Genomic DNA, 16,593 nt, shown 5'->3' with positions numbered 1-16,593 from the left:
GCCTACGCCTGGATGCTGACCAGACTCAGCAACTGGCCGTCCTGCACGCCGAATTGCGCATCAAGCTCCGTACCGTTGCGCCATTCACAGGACAGATCCGTCAGCAACCGCAGCCGCACCTGACCCTGTTCATTCCACTCCAGCACTTCGGCGTGTTCGAAGTAGAAGCGCTGCTGCACGATCGGGTACAGCGCCTTGAACAGGCTTTCTTTCACCGAGAAGGTCAGGGTCACCCACAACGCAATCTGATCTCGGGAGCCGGCGGCCATGCGCTGCATTTCCGGCGGGGTCAGGATCTCTCCGGCCAGTCGTTCGGCGCGTTCGGCGTTGAGCAGGTTTTCCAGGTCCATGCCCAGCCCGCGCCAGTGCTGTTTGTTGGCGACAATCGCCGCCGCACGGCCGGTGCTGTGGGTGATCGAGCCGCAGATGTGCGCCGGCCACACCGGTGCACGGTCCTCGCCGATCGCCGGAACAGTGCTTGAGCCTTCCAATTGCTGCAACGCGGCCCGGGCGCAAATCCGCCCGGCGAGGAATTCCGCCTGCCGCTTGGCCACCGAACGCTGAATGCTCGGCGGCGGCTCGATGGCGCTGCGGCGGAAGTCATCGCCGAGCAGTTGCGACGGGTCGAAATGGGTGGTCAGCAGCACGGTGTCGGGCAACACCGTCGGCAGCGGCCAATGGGCATCGAGCGGGGTGCAGCAGGCGGGGAGGAAAGGGCTGGCAGTCATGTCGGCATTTTGCCGGGTTGTCTTCGGGCTGGATAGTGCCGACATGATCGTTCCCACGCTCCGCGTGAGAATGCCGCCCGGGACGCTCCGCGTCCCTTCGCCGTGTGACGCGGAGCGTCACTGTATGCATTCCCACGCAGAGCGTGGGAACGATCAGCAACAGGGGTTCAGCCAAAGATTTTCTTGAAGAACGCCTGCATGTCCGCCCAGGATTTTTCATCGGCGGCCTTGTTGTAGCCGATATCCGGGCCACCGTGATCGCCGTGGCTCAGGCGATCCGCGTCGGGATTGCTGAAGCCGTGCTTGGCGCCGTCGAGACTGACGAACTTGTAGTCGGCGCCGGCCTTGTCCATTTCCGACTTGAACGCCGCGACGTTGTCCGGGGTGACCATGCTGTCCAGCGCGCCATGCTCGACGAGAATTTTCGCCTTCACGCTGCCAGGCGCAGCCGGGGTCTTGGTGGCCAGCGCGCCGTGGAAACTCACCACGCCGGCCAGCGGCACACCCTGACGCGCCGCATTCAGCACCACGCCACCGCCGAAGCAGTAACCGATGGCGGCGACTTTATTCTTGTCGGTCTGCGGCTGTTTCTTCAACAGATCCAGCCCGGCCTGAAAGCGCTTGCTGGCGGCATCGGCGTTTTGCGTGGCCGCTTGCATGAACGCCATCGCGTCTTTCGGGTGCTCGGTGTTCTTGCCCTCACCGTACATGTCGATGGCCAGCGCGCTGTAACCAAGCCCGGCCAGATCCCGGGCGCGGCGCTTGGCGTAGTCGTTCAGTCCCCACCATTCATGCACCACCACCACGCCGGGGCGCGGGCCCTTGATCGCGTCGTCGTAGGCGTAGTAACCGATCAGCTTCGTGCCGTCGGCGCTCTGATAGGGGATTTCCTCGGTCTTGATCGCAGCCTGGCTGAGGCTGCTTAAGGCGAGAAGGGCGAGGGTCAATAGCAGGCGCATGATCGGGTCTCCGGACAATAAGGGGTCAAAACAGCCTAGTTCATTTCATTCAGGCGAGGTTCAGAGAGCGTTCAGGGGCGGTACAGGGGAGGCTCAGTAACCTTGCGCCATACCCAAACAGCACTGTGAAAGAGGAAACTCCATGACTCGTTTAAATAAACTGCTGCTGGCTTTTACCGTAATGAGCGCCAGTATCGCGGCCCACGCCGACACCACCAGCAACTTCGCCGGCCTGACCTTTGGCCAGACCAGCGACAAGATCAAGAAATCCAACGCCCTGAACGACAACCTCGGCCACCCGGACGCCACTGCGGCCATCGACGGCAACAACACCTACGGCCTGCGTCTGGGTCAGCAAAACAGCCAGGGTCGCTACTACGCCACGTACGACAACGTGTCGGGCTCGCACAATGGCATTAAACTGCGCCAGGAAAACCTGCTGGGCAGCTACGATCTGTTCTACCCGGTGGGCGGCAGCACCAAGCTGTTCGGCGGTGCCACGGCGGGTCTGACCAAGCTGACCCAGGATTCGCCAGGCTACAGCCGTGACAGCGACATCGGTTACGCCGTCGGCGGTCAGTTCGGTGTGCTGCAGCAAGTCTCGCAGAACACCTCGGTCGAACTCGGTTACCGTTACCTGCGCAGCAACGCCAGCACCGAGATGAAAGAGAGCGGCGGCAGCAAGCAAGGCTCGCTGGACTTGACCAGCAGCGCCCAGACTTACCTGTCGGCCAACTACGCTTTCTAAAGCGCGGCTTGCCCTGGCCCCTGTGGGAGCTAGCCTGCTAGCGATAGCGTCCTGACAGTCGACATCATGGTCGGCTGTCAAATCGCAATCGCTAGCAGGCTAGCTCCCACAATTGGTTGTCTGGAGATTTCGTTTTACCCGGGAGAAGGTTATGAAACTGTTGGTCGTCGAAGATGAAGCGCTGTTGCGCCATCACCTGCAAACCCGCCTGACGGAGAGCGGTCACGTGGTCGAGTCCGTGGCCAACGCCGAAGAGGCGTTGTACCAGACCGGGCAATTCAACTTTGACCTGGCGGTGATCGACCTCGGCCTGCCGGGCATGGGCGGGCTCGACCTGATCCGCCAGTTGCGCTCGGGCGGCAAGACCTTTCCGATCCTGATCCTCACCGCGCGCGGCAACTGGCAGGACAAGGTCGAAGGCCTGGCCGCCGGCGCTGACGATTACGTGGTCAAGCCGTTCCAGTTCGAAGAGCTCGAAGCGCGGCTCAATGCGTTGCTGCGCCGCTCCAGCGGTTTCACCCAGTCGACCATCGTCGCCGGCCCGCTGTTGCTGGACCTCAATCGCAAACAGGCGACCCTCGACGAGCAACCGCTGGCGCTGACCGCCTACGAATACCGGATCCTCGAATACCTCATGCGCCATCACCAGCAAGTGGTGCCCAAGGATCGGCTGATGGAGCAGTTGTACCCGGATGACGACGAGCGCGATCCGAACGTGATCGAAGTGCTGGTCGGCCGTCTGCGTCGCAAGCTCGAAGGCCCGGCCGGGTTCAAGCCGATCGACACCGTGCGTGGCCTCGGCTACCTGTTCAATGAGCGCTGCACTTGATCCGTTCCCTTCGCGTCCGGCTGATGCTCGCCGCCACCACCCTGGCGGTGCTGTTCATGCTCGCGTTGCTCCCGGCGATGCAGGGCGCGTTCAGCCTGGCGCTGCAGGACTCGATCGAGCAGCGACTGGCGTCCGACGTCACCACGCTGATCTCCGCCGCGCGGGTTGAAAACAACCACCTGATGATGCCGGCACAGTTGCCCGACGAGCGCTTCAACCTCACGGACAATCGCCTGCTCGGCTACATCTATGACCGCGAAGGGCATCTGGTCTGGCGCTCGAAGGGCACCCAGGAAGAGAAGATCAACTACACGCCGCGCTACGATGGCCTCGGCAACGAGTTCGCACGGATCCGCGAGGCCAACGGTCAGGAATTCTTCGTCTACGACGTCGAAGTCAAACTGCTCGGCGGCAAAAGCGCGGCCTTCAGTATCGTGGCCCTGCAACCGGTGCGCGAATACGAAACCACCCTCGAAGGCCTGCGGGAAAATCTCTACCTCGGTTTCGGCGCGGCGCTGCTGGTGCTGCTCGCGCTGCTGTGGATCGGCCTGACCTGGGGCCTGAAAGCCTTGCGCCGGCTCAGTCAGGAACTTGACGAAATCGAAGGCGGAACCCTCGAAAGCCTCAGTGAACAACACCCGCGCGAACTGCTGCGCCTGACCGGCTCCCTCAACCGCCTGTTGCACAGCGAACGCCAGCAGCGCAGCCGTTACCGCGACTCCCTCGACGACCTGGCCCACAGCCTGAAAACCCCGTTGGCGGTATTGCAGGGCGTCAGCGAAGACATGGCCCAGCGCCCCGAAGACCGCGACCAGGCCTGGGTGCTGCAAACCCAGATCGAACGCATGAGCCAGCAGATCGGCTACCAGTTGCAACGCGCCAGCCTGCGCAAAAGCGGTCTGGTACGCCATCAGGTGCGCCTGCGCCCGGTGCTGCAAAGCCTGTGCGACACGCTGGACAAGGTCTACCGCGACAAACACGTGCGCGTCGCCTTCGATCTGCCGGAGCACTGTTACGTGCCGATCGAGCAGGGCGCCTTGCTGGAGATGATGGGCAACCTGCTGGAAAACGCCTATCGCCTGTGTTTGAGCGAAGTGCGCATCAGCGTGCGCGAAAGCCATTCCGGAATCGAACTGTGCATCGAAGACGACGGCCCCGGCGTACCACCGGATCAGCGCGCACGGATACTCGAACGCGGCGAACGCCTCGACCGCCAGCACCCGGGGCAGGGGATCGGGCTGGCAGTGGTCAAGGACATCATCGAGAGCTACAGCGCCAAGCTGACCCTGGGGGATTCGCCGATGGGCGGGGCGGCGTTCAGGATTCATTTTCCTGCGGTGTGACGGCCTACTGCTCCTGCGCCCGATACGCCCCCGGCGTCAGCCCCGTCCACTTCTTGAACGCCCGGTGAAACGCCGACGGCTCGGAAAACCCGAGCTGTTCGGCGATCTGTTGCAACGACAGATCGGCCCGCCCCAGGTGATAAATCGCGATGTCCCGCCGCAACTGATCCTTCAATTCCTGAAAACTGGTGCCTTCCTCGCGCAGATGCCGGCGCAGGGTTTGCGGGCTGATGTGCAGGTGTGCGGCCACGGCTTCCAGATCCGGCCAGCGTGCGCTGTCGTGGCTGAGCAAGCGACGCAGTCGGCTGCTCAGGCTGTTGCCGTCGTCCGGGCGGGACAGCAGGTCGGCGGGGGAGCGTTCGAGGAAATGCTTGAGGGTGCGTTCGTCCTGCAACAGCGGCATGTGCAGATAGCGGCTGTGAAACACCAGGCTGCTTTGCGTTGCCGAGAACTCCAGCGGGCAGGAAAACAGCAGGTCGTATTCCGCCCCGTGCGCCGGTTTCGGGTAGCTGAAGCTCGCCTGTTCAAGACGAATCCGCTGGCCGATCAGCCAGCTGCCGAGGCGATGCCAGATCACCAGCAGGCTCTCGCTGAGAAAGTGATCCGGATCCCACAATTGCGCATCGTCGAGGCTCAGGCGCACCCATTCGTCTTCATGGGTCAGGGTCAGGCGCGGGGCTTCGGGGAATAGGCTATAAAACAATAAGCCGCGTTGCAGAGCCTTTTCCAGGCTGCGGCAATGAATGATCGCGTGGCACATCATGGCGAAGCTGCCGGGCTTGCTCGGCGCGTTGCCGAAACCCAGGTATTCGTCGTCCAGGGCCAGCCACAGGTCCTGGATCAACTGGGTGAATTGTTCCGGGGCGATCCGCGCGCGCGGCTCGTCGAGCAGTTCGGGGCTGATGCCCAGTTGCTGCAGCAGGTCCGAATAATCGTAACCCGAGCGCCGCGCGCCACCGAGGGCGGCGCGGGCAAAGTGACTGGCGATGGTACGTTCGCGCATGAGCGGCAGATCCTTCCTCTGGCGACCGATGGTAGCGGCTGCCTTTGATCGGTAACAAGGCGGATTTCCGCCAAATTGTAGGACGAGGTCGGGCGAGTTGGCGGAAATCCGCCACACTTGAGTCACCGAATGGTGACACAGAAAAACTCGAATCCCCTGATATCAAAAGGCTTGCAGCGATTTGCACCAAAGTGGCACGACGTTTGCGATAAGAGCGACAGAAGCGTGCGCCGAGCCGGTCCGGAAAAGCGCCGTTCGACACAACAAATCCCTCCAGTGCAGGAGGGTTCGCAATTCAGGTGTCGCGTTCAACAGATGGATGTTGCAACGCGGGACTCTTGAGGAACTTTGCAATGACGACTCGTCAGCCACTGTACAAATCCCTGTATTTCCAGGTGATCGTTGCCATCGCCATCGGCATCCTGCTCGGTCACTTCTACCCACAGACCGGTGTGGCGCTCAAGCCACTGGGTGACGGGTTCATCAAACTGATCAAAATGGTCATTGCGCCGATCATCTTCTGTACCGTTGTCAGCGGCATCGCCGGCATGCAGAACATGAAATCCGTGGGCAAGACCGGCGGCTACGCGCTGCTGTACTTCGAAATCGTTTCCACCATTGCCCTGCTGATCGGTCTGGTCGTGGTCAACGTTGTGCAGCCGGGCGCCGGCATGCACATCGACGTCACCACCCTGGACGCCTCGAAAATCGCCACTTATGTGACGGCCAGTAAAGACCAGAGCATCGTTGGCTTCCTCCTCAACGTGATCCCGAACACCATCGTCGGCGCATTCGCCACCGGTGACATCCTGCAAGTGTTGATGTTCTCGGTAATCTTTGGCTATGCGCTGCATCGCCTGGGTTCATACGGTCGTCCGCTGCTGGACATGATCGATCGCTTCGCCCACGTGATGTTCAACATCATCAACATGATCATGAAACTGGCGCCACTCGGTGCGCTGGGCGCCATGGCGTTCACCATCGGTGCCTACGGTGTCGGCTCGCTGGTGCAGTTGGGTCAGCTGATGATCTGCTTCTACATCACCTGCGTACTGTTCGTCGTGCTGGTGCTGGGTGCGATCTGCCGGGCTCACGGTTTCAGCGTGTTCAAACTGGTGCGCTACATCCGTGAAGAGCTGTTGATCGTACTGGGTACGTCCTCGTCGGAATCGGCACTGCCACGCATGCTGATCAAGATGGAACGTCTGGGCGCGAAGAAATCGGTGGTAGGTCTGGTCATCCCGACCGGCTACTCGTTCAACCTCGACGGTACCTCGATCTACCTGACCATGGCGGCCGTGTTCATCGCTCAGGCGACCGACACCCACATGGACATCACCCATCAGATCACCCTGCTGCTGGTGCTGCTGCTGTCCTCCAAAGGCGCAGCCGGTGTGACCGGTTCGGGCTTCATCGTACTGGCGGCCACCCTGTCGGCCGTAGGTCACCTGCCGGTGGCCGGTCTGGCGCTGATCCTCGGTATCGACCGCTTCATGTCCGAAGCCCGCGCCCTGACCAACCTGGTCGGCAACGCCGTAGCGACTATCGTCGTGGCCAAGTGGGTCAAGGAGCTGGACACCGACGTGCTGCAATCCGAGCTGGCCTCGGGCGGTCGCGGTATCTCTGACGAGCGTCAAGAAGACGACCTGGGCGTGGCCGAAGGCCCGACCCCGAGCAATGTGAAGTAAGCATCGCTCGAATGGAAAAACCCGCTTCGGCGGGTTTTTTCTTGTCTGCTGTTTGAGCGCAACGGTCAGCGCAACTGATGGATCCGGTAATTGCCCCATCGCCGATGGCTGCCTAGGCTGCATGCATCGTTGATGGAGAATGCCCATGTCTGCACCGCTGGCCTCACTGAAGATTCTGGATTTCTCGACCCTGCTGCCGGGGCCGTTCGCCTCGCTGCTGCTAGCGGACATGGGCGCCGAGGTACTGCGCATCGAATCGCCGAACCGGCTCGACCTGGTGCGGGTGTTGCCGCCTCACGATCACGGCGTCTCGGCCAGTCACGCGTATCTCAACCGCAACAAGCGCAGCCTGGCACTGGACCTCAAGCAGCCCGAAGCGCTGGAGCTGGTGAAGCAGTTGCTGGTGGATTACGACATCGTGCTGGAGCAATTCCGACCCGGAGTGATGGAGCGCCTGGGGCTGGGTTACGAGGCGCTGAAGGCGATCAATCCGAAGCTGATTTACGTATCGATCACCGGTTACGGCCAGACCGGGCCGTACAAGGATCGCGCCGGCCACGACATCAACTATCTGGCGCTGGCGGGGCTCTCCAGTTACACCGGGCGCGCCGGCAGCGGGCCGTTGCCGCTGGGCATGCAGGTAGCGGATGTGGCGGGCGGCTCGCTGCACGGGGTGATCGGTCTGCTGGCAGCGGTGATTTCCCGTCAGCAAACCGGGCAGGGCACCCATCTGGACGTGAGCATGACCGACTGCGCGTTCAGCCTGAACGCCATGGCCGGAGCCGGGTATCTGGCCTGCGGCGAAGAGCCGGGCTGGGAAGAGCAGATGCTCAATGGCGGCAGTTTCTACGATTACTACCGCTCTCGAGACGGGCGCTGGATGTCGGTGGGCAGTCTGGAACCGGCCTTCATGCAGCAACTGTGTGCGGCGCTGGGTCGGCCGGAGCTGGCGGCGCAGGGCTTGTCACCCAGACCCGAGCAACAGCAGGCGCTCAAGGACGCCTTGAAGGTCGAGTTCGAGAAGCATGACTTTGCCGAACTGTGTGAGCTGTTCGCCGGAATCGATGCCTGTGTCGAACCGGTGCTGAATCTGGGCGAGGCGGTGCGCCATCCGCAATTGCAGGCGCGGGAACTGGTGACGCAGGTGCCCCGTGGCGATGGCTCGGCGCAGGCGCAGATCGCTTGCCCGCTGAAGTTTTCCGAGGCGTTGCCGGCGCCACGGCATGTTGGCGCGGCGCTGGGGCAGCATACGGATCAGGTGTTGGCGGAGTTGGGGTTGAGCCCTGAGCGGATTGCCGAGTTGCGGCGGGCAAAGGTCGTTCTCTAGTGCCTGTTGCGGCCTCTTCGTCGGATCGCCGCCCGGACCAAGCCCGCTCCCACAGGTTACGTGTCGTACACAGAGGCTGTGAACACACCGGACACTGTGGGAGCGGGCTTGCCCGCGAAGAGGCCCGACCAGACAACACAAAATCCAGGTTATTCGACCCGCATCTCGCCACTGAACACCAGCGTATTGCGACAGCGCCGGCACAGATACCGCCGCCCCTGCCGGACCAGGCTATGGCGCTGCGCCGAAAACGGAAAATCGCTGTCCGCACACGGGCATTTATAGATGTAGCGGGTCACGCTGCGGCGTTTGACTTCATAGGTGTGACAGCGATCCGGTGGCAATTCGTAGACGCCGCGCATGATCAGTTGCCACTCCTCGCCGTGGGGCTGGATGCGATCGCCGAACAGTTGATGGGCGATCAGGTGTGCGACTTCGTGGGCCACGGTCTGCTTGAGGAAGTGCTCGGTGTTTTCCCGGTACAGCTGCGGATTGAAGCGCAGCAGGTTCTCGTGCAGATGCGCGACCCCGGCTTTTTGCCCGCGCAGCTTGAGGCTCACCACGGGGCGTTTGAAGGGACGTTTGAAAAAGGATTCAGCGAGTTGGAAACAGTCTTCGACGCGGGTATTGAGTTGCTCGGGCATGCTTGATGGATCTCCAGAGGCGTCGAGTATGCCGCAACCCCGGGGCGTTGCGAATCGTCGAACTGCCGAATGGTCGTCGCTCCTTTTCAACCGGCACGAGAAGGCCGCCTTGCGGCGGCCTGTGTTGGCGGATCTTGTTTTTCTCGGGATGAACCGATTGCTAATTGGTGTAGACGGGCCCCACGCCCAGTCCCCAGACGATCACGGTAAACGCCATGATGGCCACCAGCACCACCAGACCCACCGCCAGCACCGAGCTGGAAAACAGGAAGCCCTCGTCGGACGGAATGTTCATGAAGGTCGGCAGGCCCACATACAACAGATACACCGTGTAGCAGATGGCCGCCGTGCCGACGATCATCCCCAGCCACATGTGCGGATAGAGCGCCGCCAGCCCGCCGACGAACAGCGGTGTCGCGGTGTAGGTGGCAAATGCCACGCAACGGGCCAGGCTCGGGTTGGCGTCATAGGTGCGGGCCATCCAGTGCACGAAGGCACCCATGACCGCGACCCCGCCGAGCATTGCCAGATAAGACATGATCGTCATCCACAACGCGCTTTCGACGGTGAGCATCACCGGTGCGCGGTTGCCGATCACCCAGCCGACCTGGGTGGTGCCGATAAAGGCCGAAACAGCGGGGATCGCCGCCAGGATCAGCGTGTGCGTCAGGTACATGTGGCTGATGCTTTCTTCCTGGTCGCCACGGATTTCCTTCCATTCCTGATCGGGGTGGGTAAAAAGTCCCACTACGTGATGGATCATGCCAGTCACTCCTCTCGTTATTGCCATCGCCCCCCAGCGGAGCGCCTACGGGCCAATGCGGCCGAGCAAATACAGGTCTTCAGATTGTGTGCGACCTTATGTCGCAGTATAGAAAGGTCTTAACCGCACAGGTGATAGGGGCTTAGAGCAAATCGCGCTGTAAAACCTCGGGGTAATCGCGTCGAGGTCTGTGTAGAAGGGCGCTGCGAGCGGCGACAACCTGTGGCCACAAGCCCAGTGTTTTTGCGTAAAATGCCCGCCTTTCGTCACACCTCACGGATTTCGCGTCATGGGCACTCTTACGGTCAACCAGAACAAACTGCAAAAGCGCCTGCGCCGCCTGGCGGGCGAAGCCGTCACCGACTTCAACATGATCGAAGACGGCGACAAGGTCATGGTCTGCCTGTCTGGGGGCAAGGACAGCTACACCATGCTCGACGTGCTGATGCACCTGCAGAAGGTTGCACCGATCAAGTTCGAGATTGTCGCCGTGAACATGGACCAGAAGCAGCCGGGTTTCCCCGAACACGTGCTGCCGGCCTACCTGAAAGAGCTGGGCATCGAGTACCACATCGTCGAGAAGGACACCTACTCGGTGGTCAAGGAGCTGATCCCGGAAGGCAAGACCACCTGCTCGCTGTGCTCGCGCCTGCGTCGCGGCACGCTGTACACCTTCGCCGACGAAATCGGCGCGACCAAAATGGCCCTCGGTCATCATCGCGACGACATCGTCGAGACGTTCTTCCTCAACATGTTCTTCAACGGCAGCCTCAAGGCCATGCCGCCGAAGCTGCGCGCCGATGACGGGCGCAACGTGGTGATCCGTCCGCTGGCCTACTGCAACGAGAAAGACATCCAGGCCTACTCGGACTTCAAGCAATTCCCGATCATCCCGTGCAACCTCTGCGGTTCCCAGGAAAACCTGCAGCGTCAGGTGGTCAAGGAAATGCTGGTGGACTGGGAACGCAAGACCCCGGGCCGTACCGAGAGCATTTTCCGCAGCTTGCAGAACGTGATCCCGTCGCAACTGGCCGACCGTAACCTGTTTGACTTCACCAGCCTGAAGATCGACGAGACCGCCGCTTCGCGTTTCGTCAACGTCGTAAACCTGTAAGCCGTACCCATTGTGGGAGCCAGCCTGCTGGCGATTGCGGTGTGCCAGCCCTACATGGGTGACTGACACTGCGCTATCGCCAGCAGGCTGGCTCCCACATTGGTTTTTCGTTTCATTCAAAAGGAGAGGGCATGCGCGACTACAAGTGGCTGCACGAATACTGTCTGAACCGCTTCGGTTCGGCGGCTGAACTGGAAGCCCATCTGCCCGTTCCCAAGACCCCGGCGCAACTGCGCAAGATCAGCGACGACCGTTATCTCTCGACCATGGCCCTGCGGGTATTTCGCGCCGGGCTCAAGCACAGTCTGGTGGACGCCAAGTGGCCGGCCTTCGAAGAAGTGTTCTTCAAGTTCGACCCGGAAAAGGTCGTGCTGATGAGTGCCGAACACCTTGAACGGCTGATGCAGGATGCGCGGATCATCCGTCACCTGGGCAAGCTGAAAAGCGTGCCGCGCAATGCGCAGTTCATTCTGGACGTCGAGAAAGAGAAGGGCAGTTTCGGTGCGTTGCTGGCCGACTGGCCGGTGACCGACATCGTCGGTTTGTGGACCTACCTGAAAAAGCACGGCCATCAATTGGGCGGGCTGTCGGCGCCGCGGTTCCTGCGGATGGTTGGCAAGGACACCTTTGTGCCGAGCTACGACGTGGTCGCGGCGTTGAATGCACAGAAGATCGTCGACAAGGCACCCACCAGCCTGCGGGATCTGGCGACTGTGCAGAACGCGTTCAACCAGTGGCATGAAGAGAGTGGCGGACGGCCGATGAGCCAGATCTCGATGATGCTGGCTTACACCGTCAACCATTGAGCTCAGAGTGATCGTTCCCACGCTCTGCGTGGGAATGCATAAAGAGACGCTCCGCGTCTCAGGGACGCAGAGCGTCCCGGGCGGCATTCCCACGCGGAGCGTGGGAACGATCCCGAAACCGGTGGGAGCTGGCTTGCCAGCGATAGCGGTCTGTCAGGCGACGGAGATTTCGCCTTCGCCCGCCAGTTTGCGATTCAGCTGATACCGCCAGCGCACATACAGCAACGCCGAGCAGAACACCGCCAGACTGGCGATCATCTCCAGCACGCCAAACAGCTGCCGGCTCGGGTCGTATGCGGCCAGCGCGCCCTTGATGAAATACAGGTTCACCACAAAGCACATCCACGAATGCCCGCGTGCGCTGCCCATGATCATGCCCGGTGCGAGCACGATCCACGGGATCAGCTCGATCAGCAGAATCACCCACGGCCGCGCGCCGTGCAGGTCGGCGAACACCAGGTAATAAGCGGCGAGCAATCCAGCCAGGCCGAAAAAGCACAGCAGACTGATCACCCGCATGGCCCGCACCCGTGGCTCCAGCCATTCGACGGCGGGCAGGACTTTCGGCTTTTTGGCCATCTCAGTTCCCCAGCTTCTGGGCGGTCTTGGCCAGACGTGCACCGAGGGCGCGGCACAGCGCCACTTCGTGCTGATCGAGACCGCTTTTGCCGTCGGCCCCAGCGTGATGGCTGGCGCCGTAAGGCGTGCCGCCGCCCTGGGTTTCCAGCAGCGCCGATTCGCTGTAAGGCAGGCCGGTGATCAGCATGCCGTGGTGCAGCAGCGGCAGCATCATCGACAGCAGGGTGGTTTCCTGACCACCGTGCAGGCTGGCGGTGGAGGTGAACACTCCGGCCGGCTTGCCGACCAGTGCGCCGGTCAGCCACAGGTTGCTGGTGCCATCGAGGAAGTACTTGAGCGGCGCGGCCATGTTGCCGAAACGGGTCGGGCTGCCGAGGGCCAGGCCGGCGCAGTTCTTCAGGTCATCCAATGTGGCGTACAGCGCGCCTTCATCCGGAATGTCCGGTGCCACGGCTTCACACTCGGTGGAGATCGCCGGCACGGTGCGCAGGCGTGCTTCGAGGCCCGCCTGCTCGACGCCACGGGCGATCTGCCGGGCCATCTCGTTGGTCGAGCCGCTGCGGCTGTAATACAGAACCAGAATGTACGGCGCACTCACGGCAGCAGCTCCAGGATCTGCTCCGGTGGACGGCCGATAATGGCTTTGTCGCCGGCTTCGAGAATCGGTCGCTCCATCAGCTTCGGATGGGCCGCGACGGCTTCGATCAATTGCTGCTCGGTGAGACTGGCATCGGCCAGGTTCAAGGTCTTGTATTCGTCTTCGCCGGTGCGCAGCAGTTGCCGTGCGCTGATTCCGAGCTTGCCGAGCAAAGCCTTGATCTGCGCGGCGTCCAGCGGCGTTTCGAGGTAGCGCACCACGTTTGGCGTCAGGCCACGGGCTTCGAGGAGTTCGAGCGCACCGCGGGATTTCGAGCAGCGCGGGTTGTGATAAAGCGTCAGATCGGTCATGGGCGGGTCGCTTCTTGCGTAGAGTGGCGGCTATTCTAACTGTGCAGCGCGCAATCCAGAACCTTGGGAGGCGGTGGGTCGCAGGCGCATTCAATTTTTCACAAGGAACACGACATGACACGGGCACTGGCAGCGGCATTGACGATCATCGGGGCGTTGATGCTGGGGGGCTGCGGTAACGACTACGGCATCGACCAGAACGGGCAGAAAGTGGCGTCCGAGCGCCTCGACAAACAATGGGTCGTGCTGAACTATTGGGCCGAATGGTGCGGCCCGTGCCGCACGGAAATCCCGGAACTCAATCATTTGGCCGAAGAGCTCAAGGGCAAGAAGATCGGCGTGTTCGGGGTCAACTTCGACAATGTGCAGGGTGAAGAGCTGAAGAGCGCCAGCGAAAAACTGGGCATCAAATTCACGGTGCTGGCGCAGGATCCGTCGGAACTGTTCGAGCTGCCGCGCAGTGAGGCCTTGCCGGTGACCTACATCATCGACAACAAGGGCAAGGTGCGGGAACAGTTGCTGGGCGAGCAGACAGCGGCGGGGGTGATGGCGAAGCTTGAGGCGTTGCAGGCGACCAACTGATTCGCCTTGGCTGATCATTCCCACGCCGGAGCGCGGGAATGATCAAGGGGCGATCTGAAGATCAGCCTTCTTCCAGCCACCAGCGCAGCGGCTTGCCTTCGGCGGGCCAGAAGCGCATCTGCTCGATCGGCGAGATGTCCCAGCGCTCAACATGCTCCAGGGCCTGGAGGAAGCGTTGCTCCTGCTCCATGAGCGCCGGTGCGCAGAGTTTGCGGGTCTTGCCGATCTTGCCGAAGCTCAGCTTGTCGCCTTCCAGAGTGTACGGCGCGAACCAGTGGTTGCAGCCGCCATTGCCATACGCCCGGCCATCATCGCCAAGGGTCACGGTCAGGTGGCTGTAGTCCATCAGCGGACGCTCGCCGATCCATTCCAGAATGTAGCTGCGGTTCTGTTGCAGTTGCACAGGCTCCGCGGCGCAACCCATCAGGCCGGCGCCGACAACAGCGGTCAGGGCCAGGTGTTTCATCACGCCGGCTCCTGGCATTTCGGGCACAGGTGCTTGTCGCCAACGGCTTTCCAGCCGAGCTCGGCGATGCGTGCGGTGGCGGCCGGTTTTTCCGCAGGCTTGCCCAACTTGGCGTCCACGGCGAATTCGAAGCTCAGCTCCCTGGCGCAGCTGTCGCAGTTGACCTGCCAGGTGTGGATCGCCAGCTCACCAAACACCGGGCCGGTGGTCATGGCAGTCCATTGACCCGGCGGGTTGATCAGGTGGCGGACGGTGTCGACGGTCAGGCGCATGGACAAGTCCTTGCTGCCTTTGAGGGTTACGACCAGCACGTCGCCGATGCGGATCGAGCCACCGTTGCCGGTGACCTGATAACGGCCCGGAACCAGGGCGCGGCATTCGGTGAGGGTGTGTTGCGGGTTCATCAGGGTGTAGCGGAAATCGTGTTCGACCATGGGTCCTCCAAATATGCGCGACATGCTAGCACGGGCTTGATTGCAGAATGATGCGCGCGTGCGACCTTCGATCCGGTTCAAATCGACACCGCAGTCGTGGCAAACTGCCGCCTTCATTTTCAAGGAACGGAACATGGCGCTGATCGAATGTTATGAATGCAAGCGGAGCATCAGCTCCGAAGCCACGGCATGCATTCATTGCGGGGCCCCGCTGGCAGAGGCGCCTGCTTCGCACGCCCAGACGGGCACGTCGACAATTTCCTTTGGCAGCCTGCCGCGCAACAAGGCCGTGCCCGAGGCTTATGTCCCGCCGCCGGCACCCGAGCGGCCGAAGATCATGCCGGCCGCTGCGGGGCGACGCCGTCGTTCGCAGCCGGTCGAGCCGGTGCTGAACCCGGACGGCTCGCGCCCGGTGGAAGGCTGGCTGAAGATCATGGCGTTTCTGATGCCGCTGGTGTTTGTCTGGTTCCTGCTGCGCAACGGGCACTCCCTCAAGCAGCGTTTACTGGGGTTCGGCTGGCTGGCGCTGTTGATCCTGTGCGTAGCGATTACCCCGACGCCGCCTCCGGTCTGAGTCCGACCGTTCAGCCCTCGACCTGGTTCTGCGGCGTACCCGCCGCCCAGGTCGCGATGTTGTGCAGGGTGGTCGCGGCAATCGCGCCCAGCGCCTCATGGGTCAGAAACGCCTGATGCGCGGTGACGATCACATTGGGGAACGTCAGCAGCCGCGCCAGCACGTCGTCCTGTAGCGGCAGGTCGGAACGGTCCTCGAAAAACAGCTGCGCTTCCTCTTCATACACATCCAGTCCCAGATAACCGAGCTGGCCGTCCTTCAAGGCGTCGATCAGCGCTGGCGTGTCCACCAGACCGCCGCGCCCGGTGTTGATCAGCATCGCCCCCGGTTGCATGTGCGCCAGCGAATTGCGGTTGATCAGGTGTCTGCTCTGCTCGTTGAGCGGGCAGTGCAGGCTGATGATCCGTGCTTGCGCCAGCAGATCCGGCAGGTTCAGGTAGCGCGCGCCCAACGCTTCGACGGCGGGATTCGGATAAGGGTCGTAGGCCAGCAGTTCGCAGCCAAAGCCGTGCATGATTTTCGCGAAGGTCGCGCCGATCTGTCCGGTGCCGACGATGCCGACCGTCTTGCCCACCAGATCGAAACCGGTAAGACCGTGCAGGCTGAAATCGCCTTCGCGGGTGCGGTTGTAGGCGCGATGCAGGCGCCGGTTGAGGGCGAGGATCAACGCCACCGCATGCTCGGCCACCGCGTGGGGCGAGTAGGCTGGTACACGCACGACGGCCAGTCCGAGGCGTTTGGCGACGGCCAGATCCACATGGTTGTAGCCGGCGGAACGCAAGGCGATCAAGCGTGTGCCGCCGGCCGCCAGACGTTCCAGCACCGGCGCGCTCAGGTCATCGTTGATGAAGGCGCAGACTACCTCGTGATGTTCGGCCAGCGCCGCCGTGTCGAGACTGAGCCGGGCCGGCTGAAAGTGCAGTTCGATCCCGGCCGGGCATTCGGCGGCGAGGAAACTGTCGCGGTCGTAGGTCTGGCTGCTGAAAACGATCGTGCGCATGAAATCCTCCTGGAGCATCGACGCGGGCGCAATTCACCCGCGACAACTGTAGCCGCGT

20 protein-coding genes are annotated in these 16,593 nt (G+C 62.1%); 9 read left to right on the top strand and 11 right to left on the bottom strand.

Annotation, left to right across the window (positions count from 1 at the left end; translation table 11 throughout):
* Positions 1–2 precede the first annotated feature (2 nt).
* Together PDR5_RS21350 and PDR5_RS21345 are read right to left on the bottom strand one after the other, a co-directional pair.
* Positions 3–728 carry a 4'-phosphopantetheinyl transferase family protein gene (locus PDR5_RS21350; protein WP_064598675.1) on the bottom strand — a complete coding sequence of 242 codons (726 nt, stop codon included), beginning with the start codon at positions 726–728 and terminating at the stop codon, positions 3–5.
* A gap of 167 nt (positions 729–895) precedes the next feature.
* The gene (locus PDR5_RS21345) at positions 896–1,687 is read right to left on the bottom strand and encodes a dienelactone hydrolase family protein (RefSeq protein WP_064598673.1); all 792 of its coding nucleotides are present in this window, start codon (positions 1,685–1,687) and stop codon (positions 896–898) included.
* Positions 1,688–1,829: 142 nt separating this feature from the next.
* Here PDR5_RS21345 and PDR5_RS21340 point away from each other — a divergent pair, with 142 nt between their 5' ends.
* From PDR5_RS21340 to PDR5_RS21330, 3 genes are all read left to right on the top strand, one after another.
* Positions 1,830–2,435 (top strand): hypothetical protein, encoded by a 606-nt coding sequence (locus PDR5_RS21340; RefSeq protein WP_064598671.1) that lies wholly within the window; start codon positions 1,830–1,832, stop codon positions 2,433–2,435.
* Between the two features lie 151 nt (positions 2,436–2,586).
* Positions 2,587–3,264 carry a response regulator transcription factor gene (locus PDR5_RS21335; protein WP_007957754.1) on the top strand — a complete coding sequence of 226 codons (678 nt, stop codon included), beginning with the start codon at positions 2,587–2,589 and terminating at the stop codon, positions 3,262–3,264.
* A complete protein-coding gene (locus tag PDR5_RS21330; RefSeq protein WP_064598667.1) occupies positions 3,261–4,607 on the top strand; it encodes an ATP-binding protein in 1,347 nt (448 codons plus the stop codon). Before PDR5_RS21335 ends, PDR5_RS21330 begins: the two co-directional genes overlap by 4 nt.
* Positions 4,608–4,611: 4 nt before the next feature.
* Here the strand turns inward: PDR5_RS21330 and PDR5_RS21325 are convergent, their stop codons facing one another.
* Positions 4,612–5,610, bottom strand: coding sequence for an AraC family transcriptional regulator (locus tag PDR5_RS21325; RefSeq protein ID WP_064598665.1), 999 nt, complete (start codon positions 5,608–5,610; stop codon positions 4,612–4,614).
* Positions 5,611–5,963: 353 nt separating this feature from the next.
* Between PDR5_RS21325 and PDR5_RS21320 the strand changes: the two genes are divergently transcribed.
* Together PDR5_RS21320 and PDR5_RS21315 are read left to right on the top strand one after the other, a co-directional pair.
* Positions 5,964–7,298, top strand: a complete 1,335-nt coding sequence (locus PDR5_RS21320; RefSeq protein ID WP_039772890.1) for a dicarboxylate/amino acid:cation symporter — start codon at positions 5,964–5,966, stop codon at positions 7,296–7,298.
* Positions 7,299–7,443: 145 nt separating this feature from the next.
* Positions 7,444–8,625 carry a CaiB/BaiF CoA transferase family protein gene (locus PDR5_RS21315; RefSeq protein ID WP_064598663.1) on the top strand — a complete coding sequence of 394 codons (1,182 nt, stop codon included), beginning with the start codon at positions 7,444–7,446 and terminating at the stop codon, positions 8,623–8,625.
* A gap of 149 nt (positions 8,626–8,774) precedes the next feature.
* Here PDR5_RS21315 and PDR5_RS21310 read toward each other — a convergent pair whose 3' ends face one another.
* Both PDR5_RS21310 and PDR5_RS21305 read right to left on the bottom strand, forming a co-directional pair.
* A complete protein-coding gene (locus PDR5_RS21310) occupies positions 8,775–9,269 on the bottom strand; it encodes a SprT family zinc-dependent metalloprotease (RefSeq protein WP_007957760.1) in 495 nt (164 codons plus the stop codon).
* A 160-nt stretch (positions 9,270–9,429) separates the two neighbouring features.
* The gene (locus PDR5_RS21305; RefSeq protein ID WP_007957761.1) at positions 9,430–10,032 is read right to left on the bottom strand and encodes a Yip1 family protein; all 603 of its coding nucleotides are present in this window, start codon (positions 10,030–10,032) and stop codon (positions 9,430–9,432) included.
* A 289-nt stretch (positions 10,033–10,321) separates the two neighbouring features.
* On the opposite strand from PDR5_RS21305, the gene ttcA reads away from it, so the two are divergent.
* Both ttcA and PDR5_RS21295 read left to right on the top strand, forming a co-directional pair.
* Positions 10,322–11,146 carry a tRNA 2-thiocytidine(32) synthetase TtcA gene (gene ttcA / locus PDR5_RS21300; protein WP_064598661.1) on the top strand — a complete coding sequence of 275 codons (825 nt, stop codon included), beginning with the start codon at positions 10,322–10,324 and terminating at the stop codon, positions 11,144–11,146.
* Positions 11,147–11,277: 131 nt separating this feature from the next.
* The gene (locus PDR5_RS21295) at positions 11,278–11,952 is read left to right on the top strand and encodes a DNA-3-methyladenine glycosylase I (protein WP_039772888.1); all 675 of its coding nucleotides are present in this window, start codon (positions 11,278–11,280) and stop codon (positions 11,950–11,952) included.
* A gap of 153 nt (positions 11,953–12,105) precedes the next feature.
* Here PDR5_RS21295 and PDR5_RS21290 read toward each other — a convergent pair whose 3' ends face one another.
* From PDR5_RS21290 to arsC, 3 genes are read right to left on the bottom strand one after another with little or no spacing between them, the layout of a single operon-like run.
* The gene (locus tag PDR5_RS21290; RefSeq protein WP_064598659.1) at positions 12,106–12,531 is read right to left on the bottom strand and encodes a DUF2069 domain-containing protein; all 426 of its coding nucleotides are present in this window, start codon (positions 12,529–12,531) and stop codon (positions 12,106–12,108) included.
* Between the two features lies 1 nt (position 12,532).
* Positions 12,533–13,129: an NAD(P)H:quinone oxidoreductase gene (gene wrbA, locus PDR5_RS21285; RefSeq protein ID WP_007957765.1), complete on the bottom strand. Its 597-nt coding sequence runs from the start codon at positions 13,127–13,129 to the stop codon at positions 12,533–12,535.
* On the bottom strand, positions 13,126–13,479 hold the full coding sequence (gene arsC, locus PDR5_RS21280) for an arsenate reductase (glutaredoxin) (protein WP_064598657.1): 354 nt from the start codon (positions 13,477–13,479) through the stop codon (positions 13,126–13,128). The genes wrbA and arsC overlap by 4 nt, the downstream gene beginning before the upstream one ends.
* Positions 13,480–13,593: 114 nt before the next feature.
* Between arsC and PDR5_RS21275 the strand changes: the two genes are divergently transcribed.
* Complete coding sequence (locus PDR5_RS21275) at positions 13,594–14,061, top strand: TlpA disulfide reductase family protein (protein ID WP_064598655.1); 468 nt, start codon at positions 13,594–13,596, stop codon at positions 14,059–14,061.
* Positions 14,062–14,122: 61 nt separating this feature from the next.
* Here the strand turns inward: PDR5_RS21275 and PDR5_RS21270 are convergent, their stop codons facing one another.
* Positions 14,123–14,527, bottom strand: coding sequence for an META domain-containing protein (locus PDR5_RS21270; RefSeq protein ID WP_039772881.1), 405 nt, complete (start codon positions 14,525–14,527; stop codon positions 14,123–14,125).
* A complete protein-coding gene (locus PDR5_RS21265) occupies positions 14,527–14,961 on the bottom strand; it encodes a hypothetical protein (protein WP_064598653.1) in 435 nt (144 codons plus the stop codon). Before PDR5_RS21265 ends, PDR5_RS21270 begins: the two co-directional genes overlap by 1 nt.
* A 133-nt stretch (positions 14,962–15,094) precedes the next feature.
* On the opposite strand from PDR5_RS21265, the gene PDR5_RS21260 reads away from it, so the two are divergent.
* Positions 15,095–15,535 (top strand): hypothetical protein, encoded by a 441-nt coding sequence (locus PDR5_RS21260; RefSeq protein WP_064598651.1) that lies wholly within the window; start codon positions 15,095–15,097, stop codon positions 15,533–15,535.
* Between the two features lie 10 nt (positions 15,536–15,545).
* On the opposite strand, the gene PDR5_RS21255 is transcribed toward PDR5_RS21260, so the two are convergent.
* A complete protein-coding gene (locus tag PDR5_RS21255) occupies positions 15,546–16,535 on the bottom strand; it encodes a 2-hydroxyacid dehydrogenase (protein WP_064598649.1) in 990 nt (329 codons plus the stop codon).
* Positions 16,536–16,593: the final 58 nt, after the last annotated feature.

This window comes from Pseudomonas sp. DR 5-09, from assembly GCF_001655595.1.
Lineage (GTDB): Bacteria > Pseudomonadota > Gammaproteobacteria > Pseudomonadales > Pseudomonadaceae > Aquipseudomonas > Aquipseudomonas pharyngis.
The sequence above is the reverse complement of the archived record's forward strand: the minus strand, read 5'-3'. Positions and strand labels throughout refer to the sequence as shown.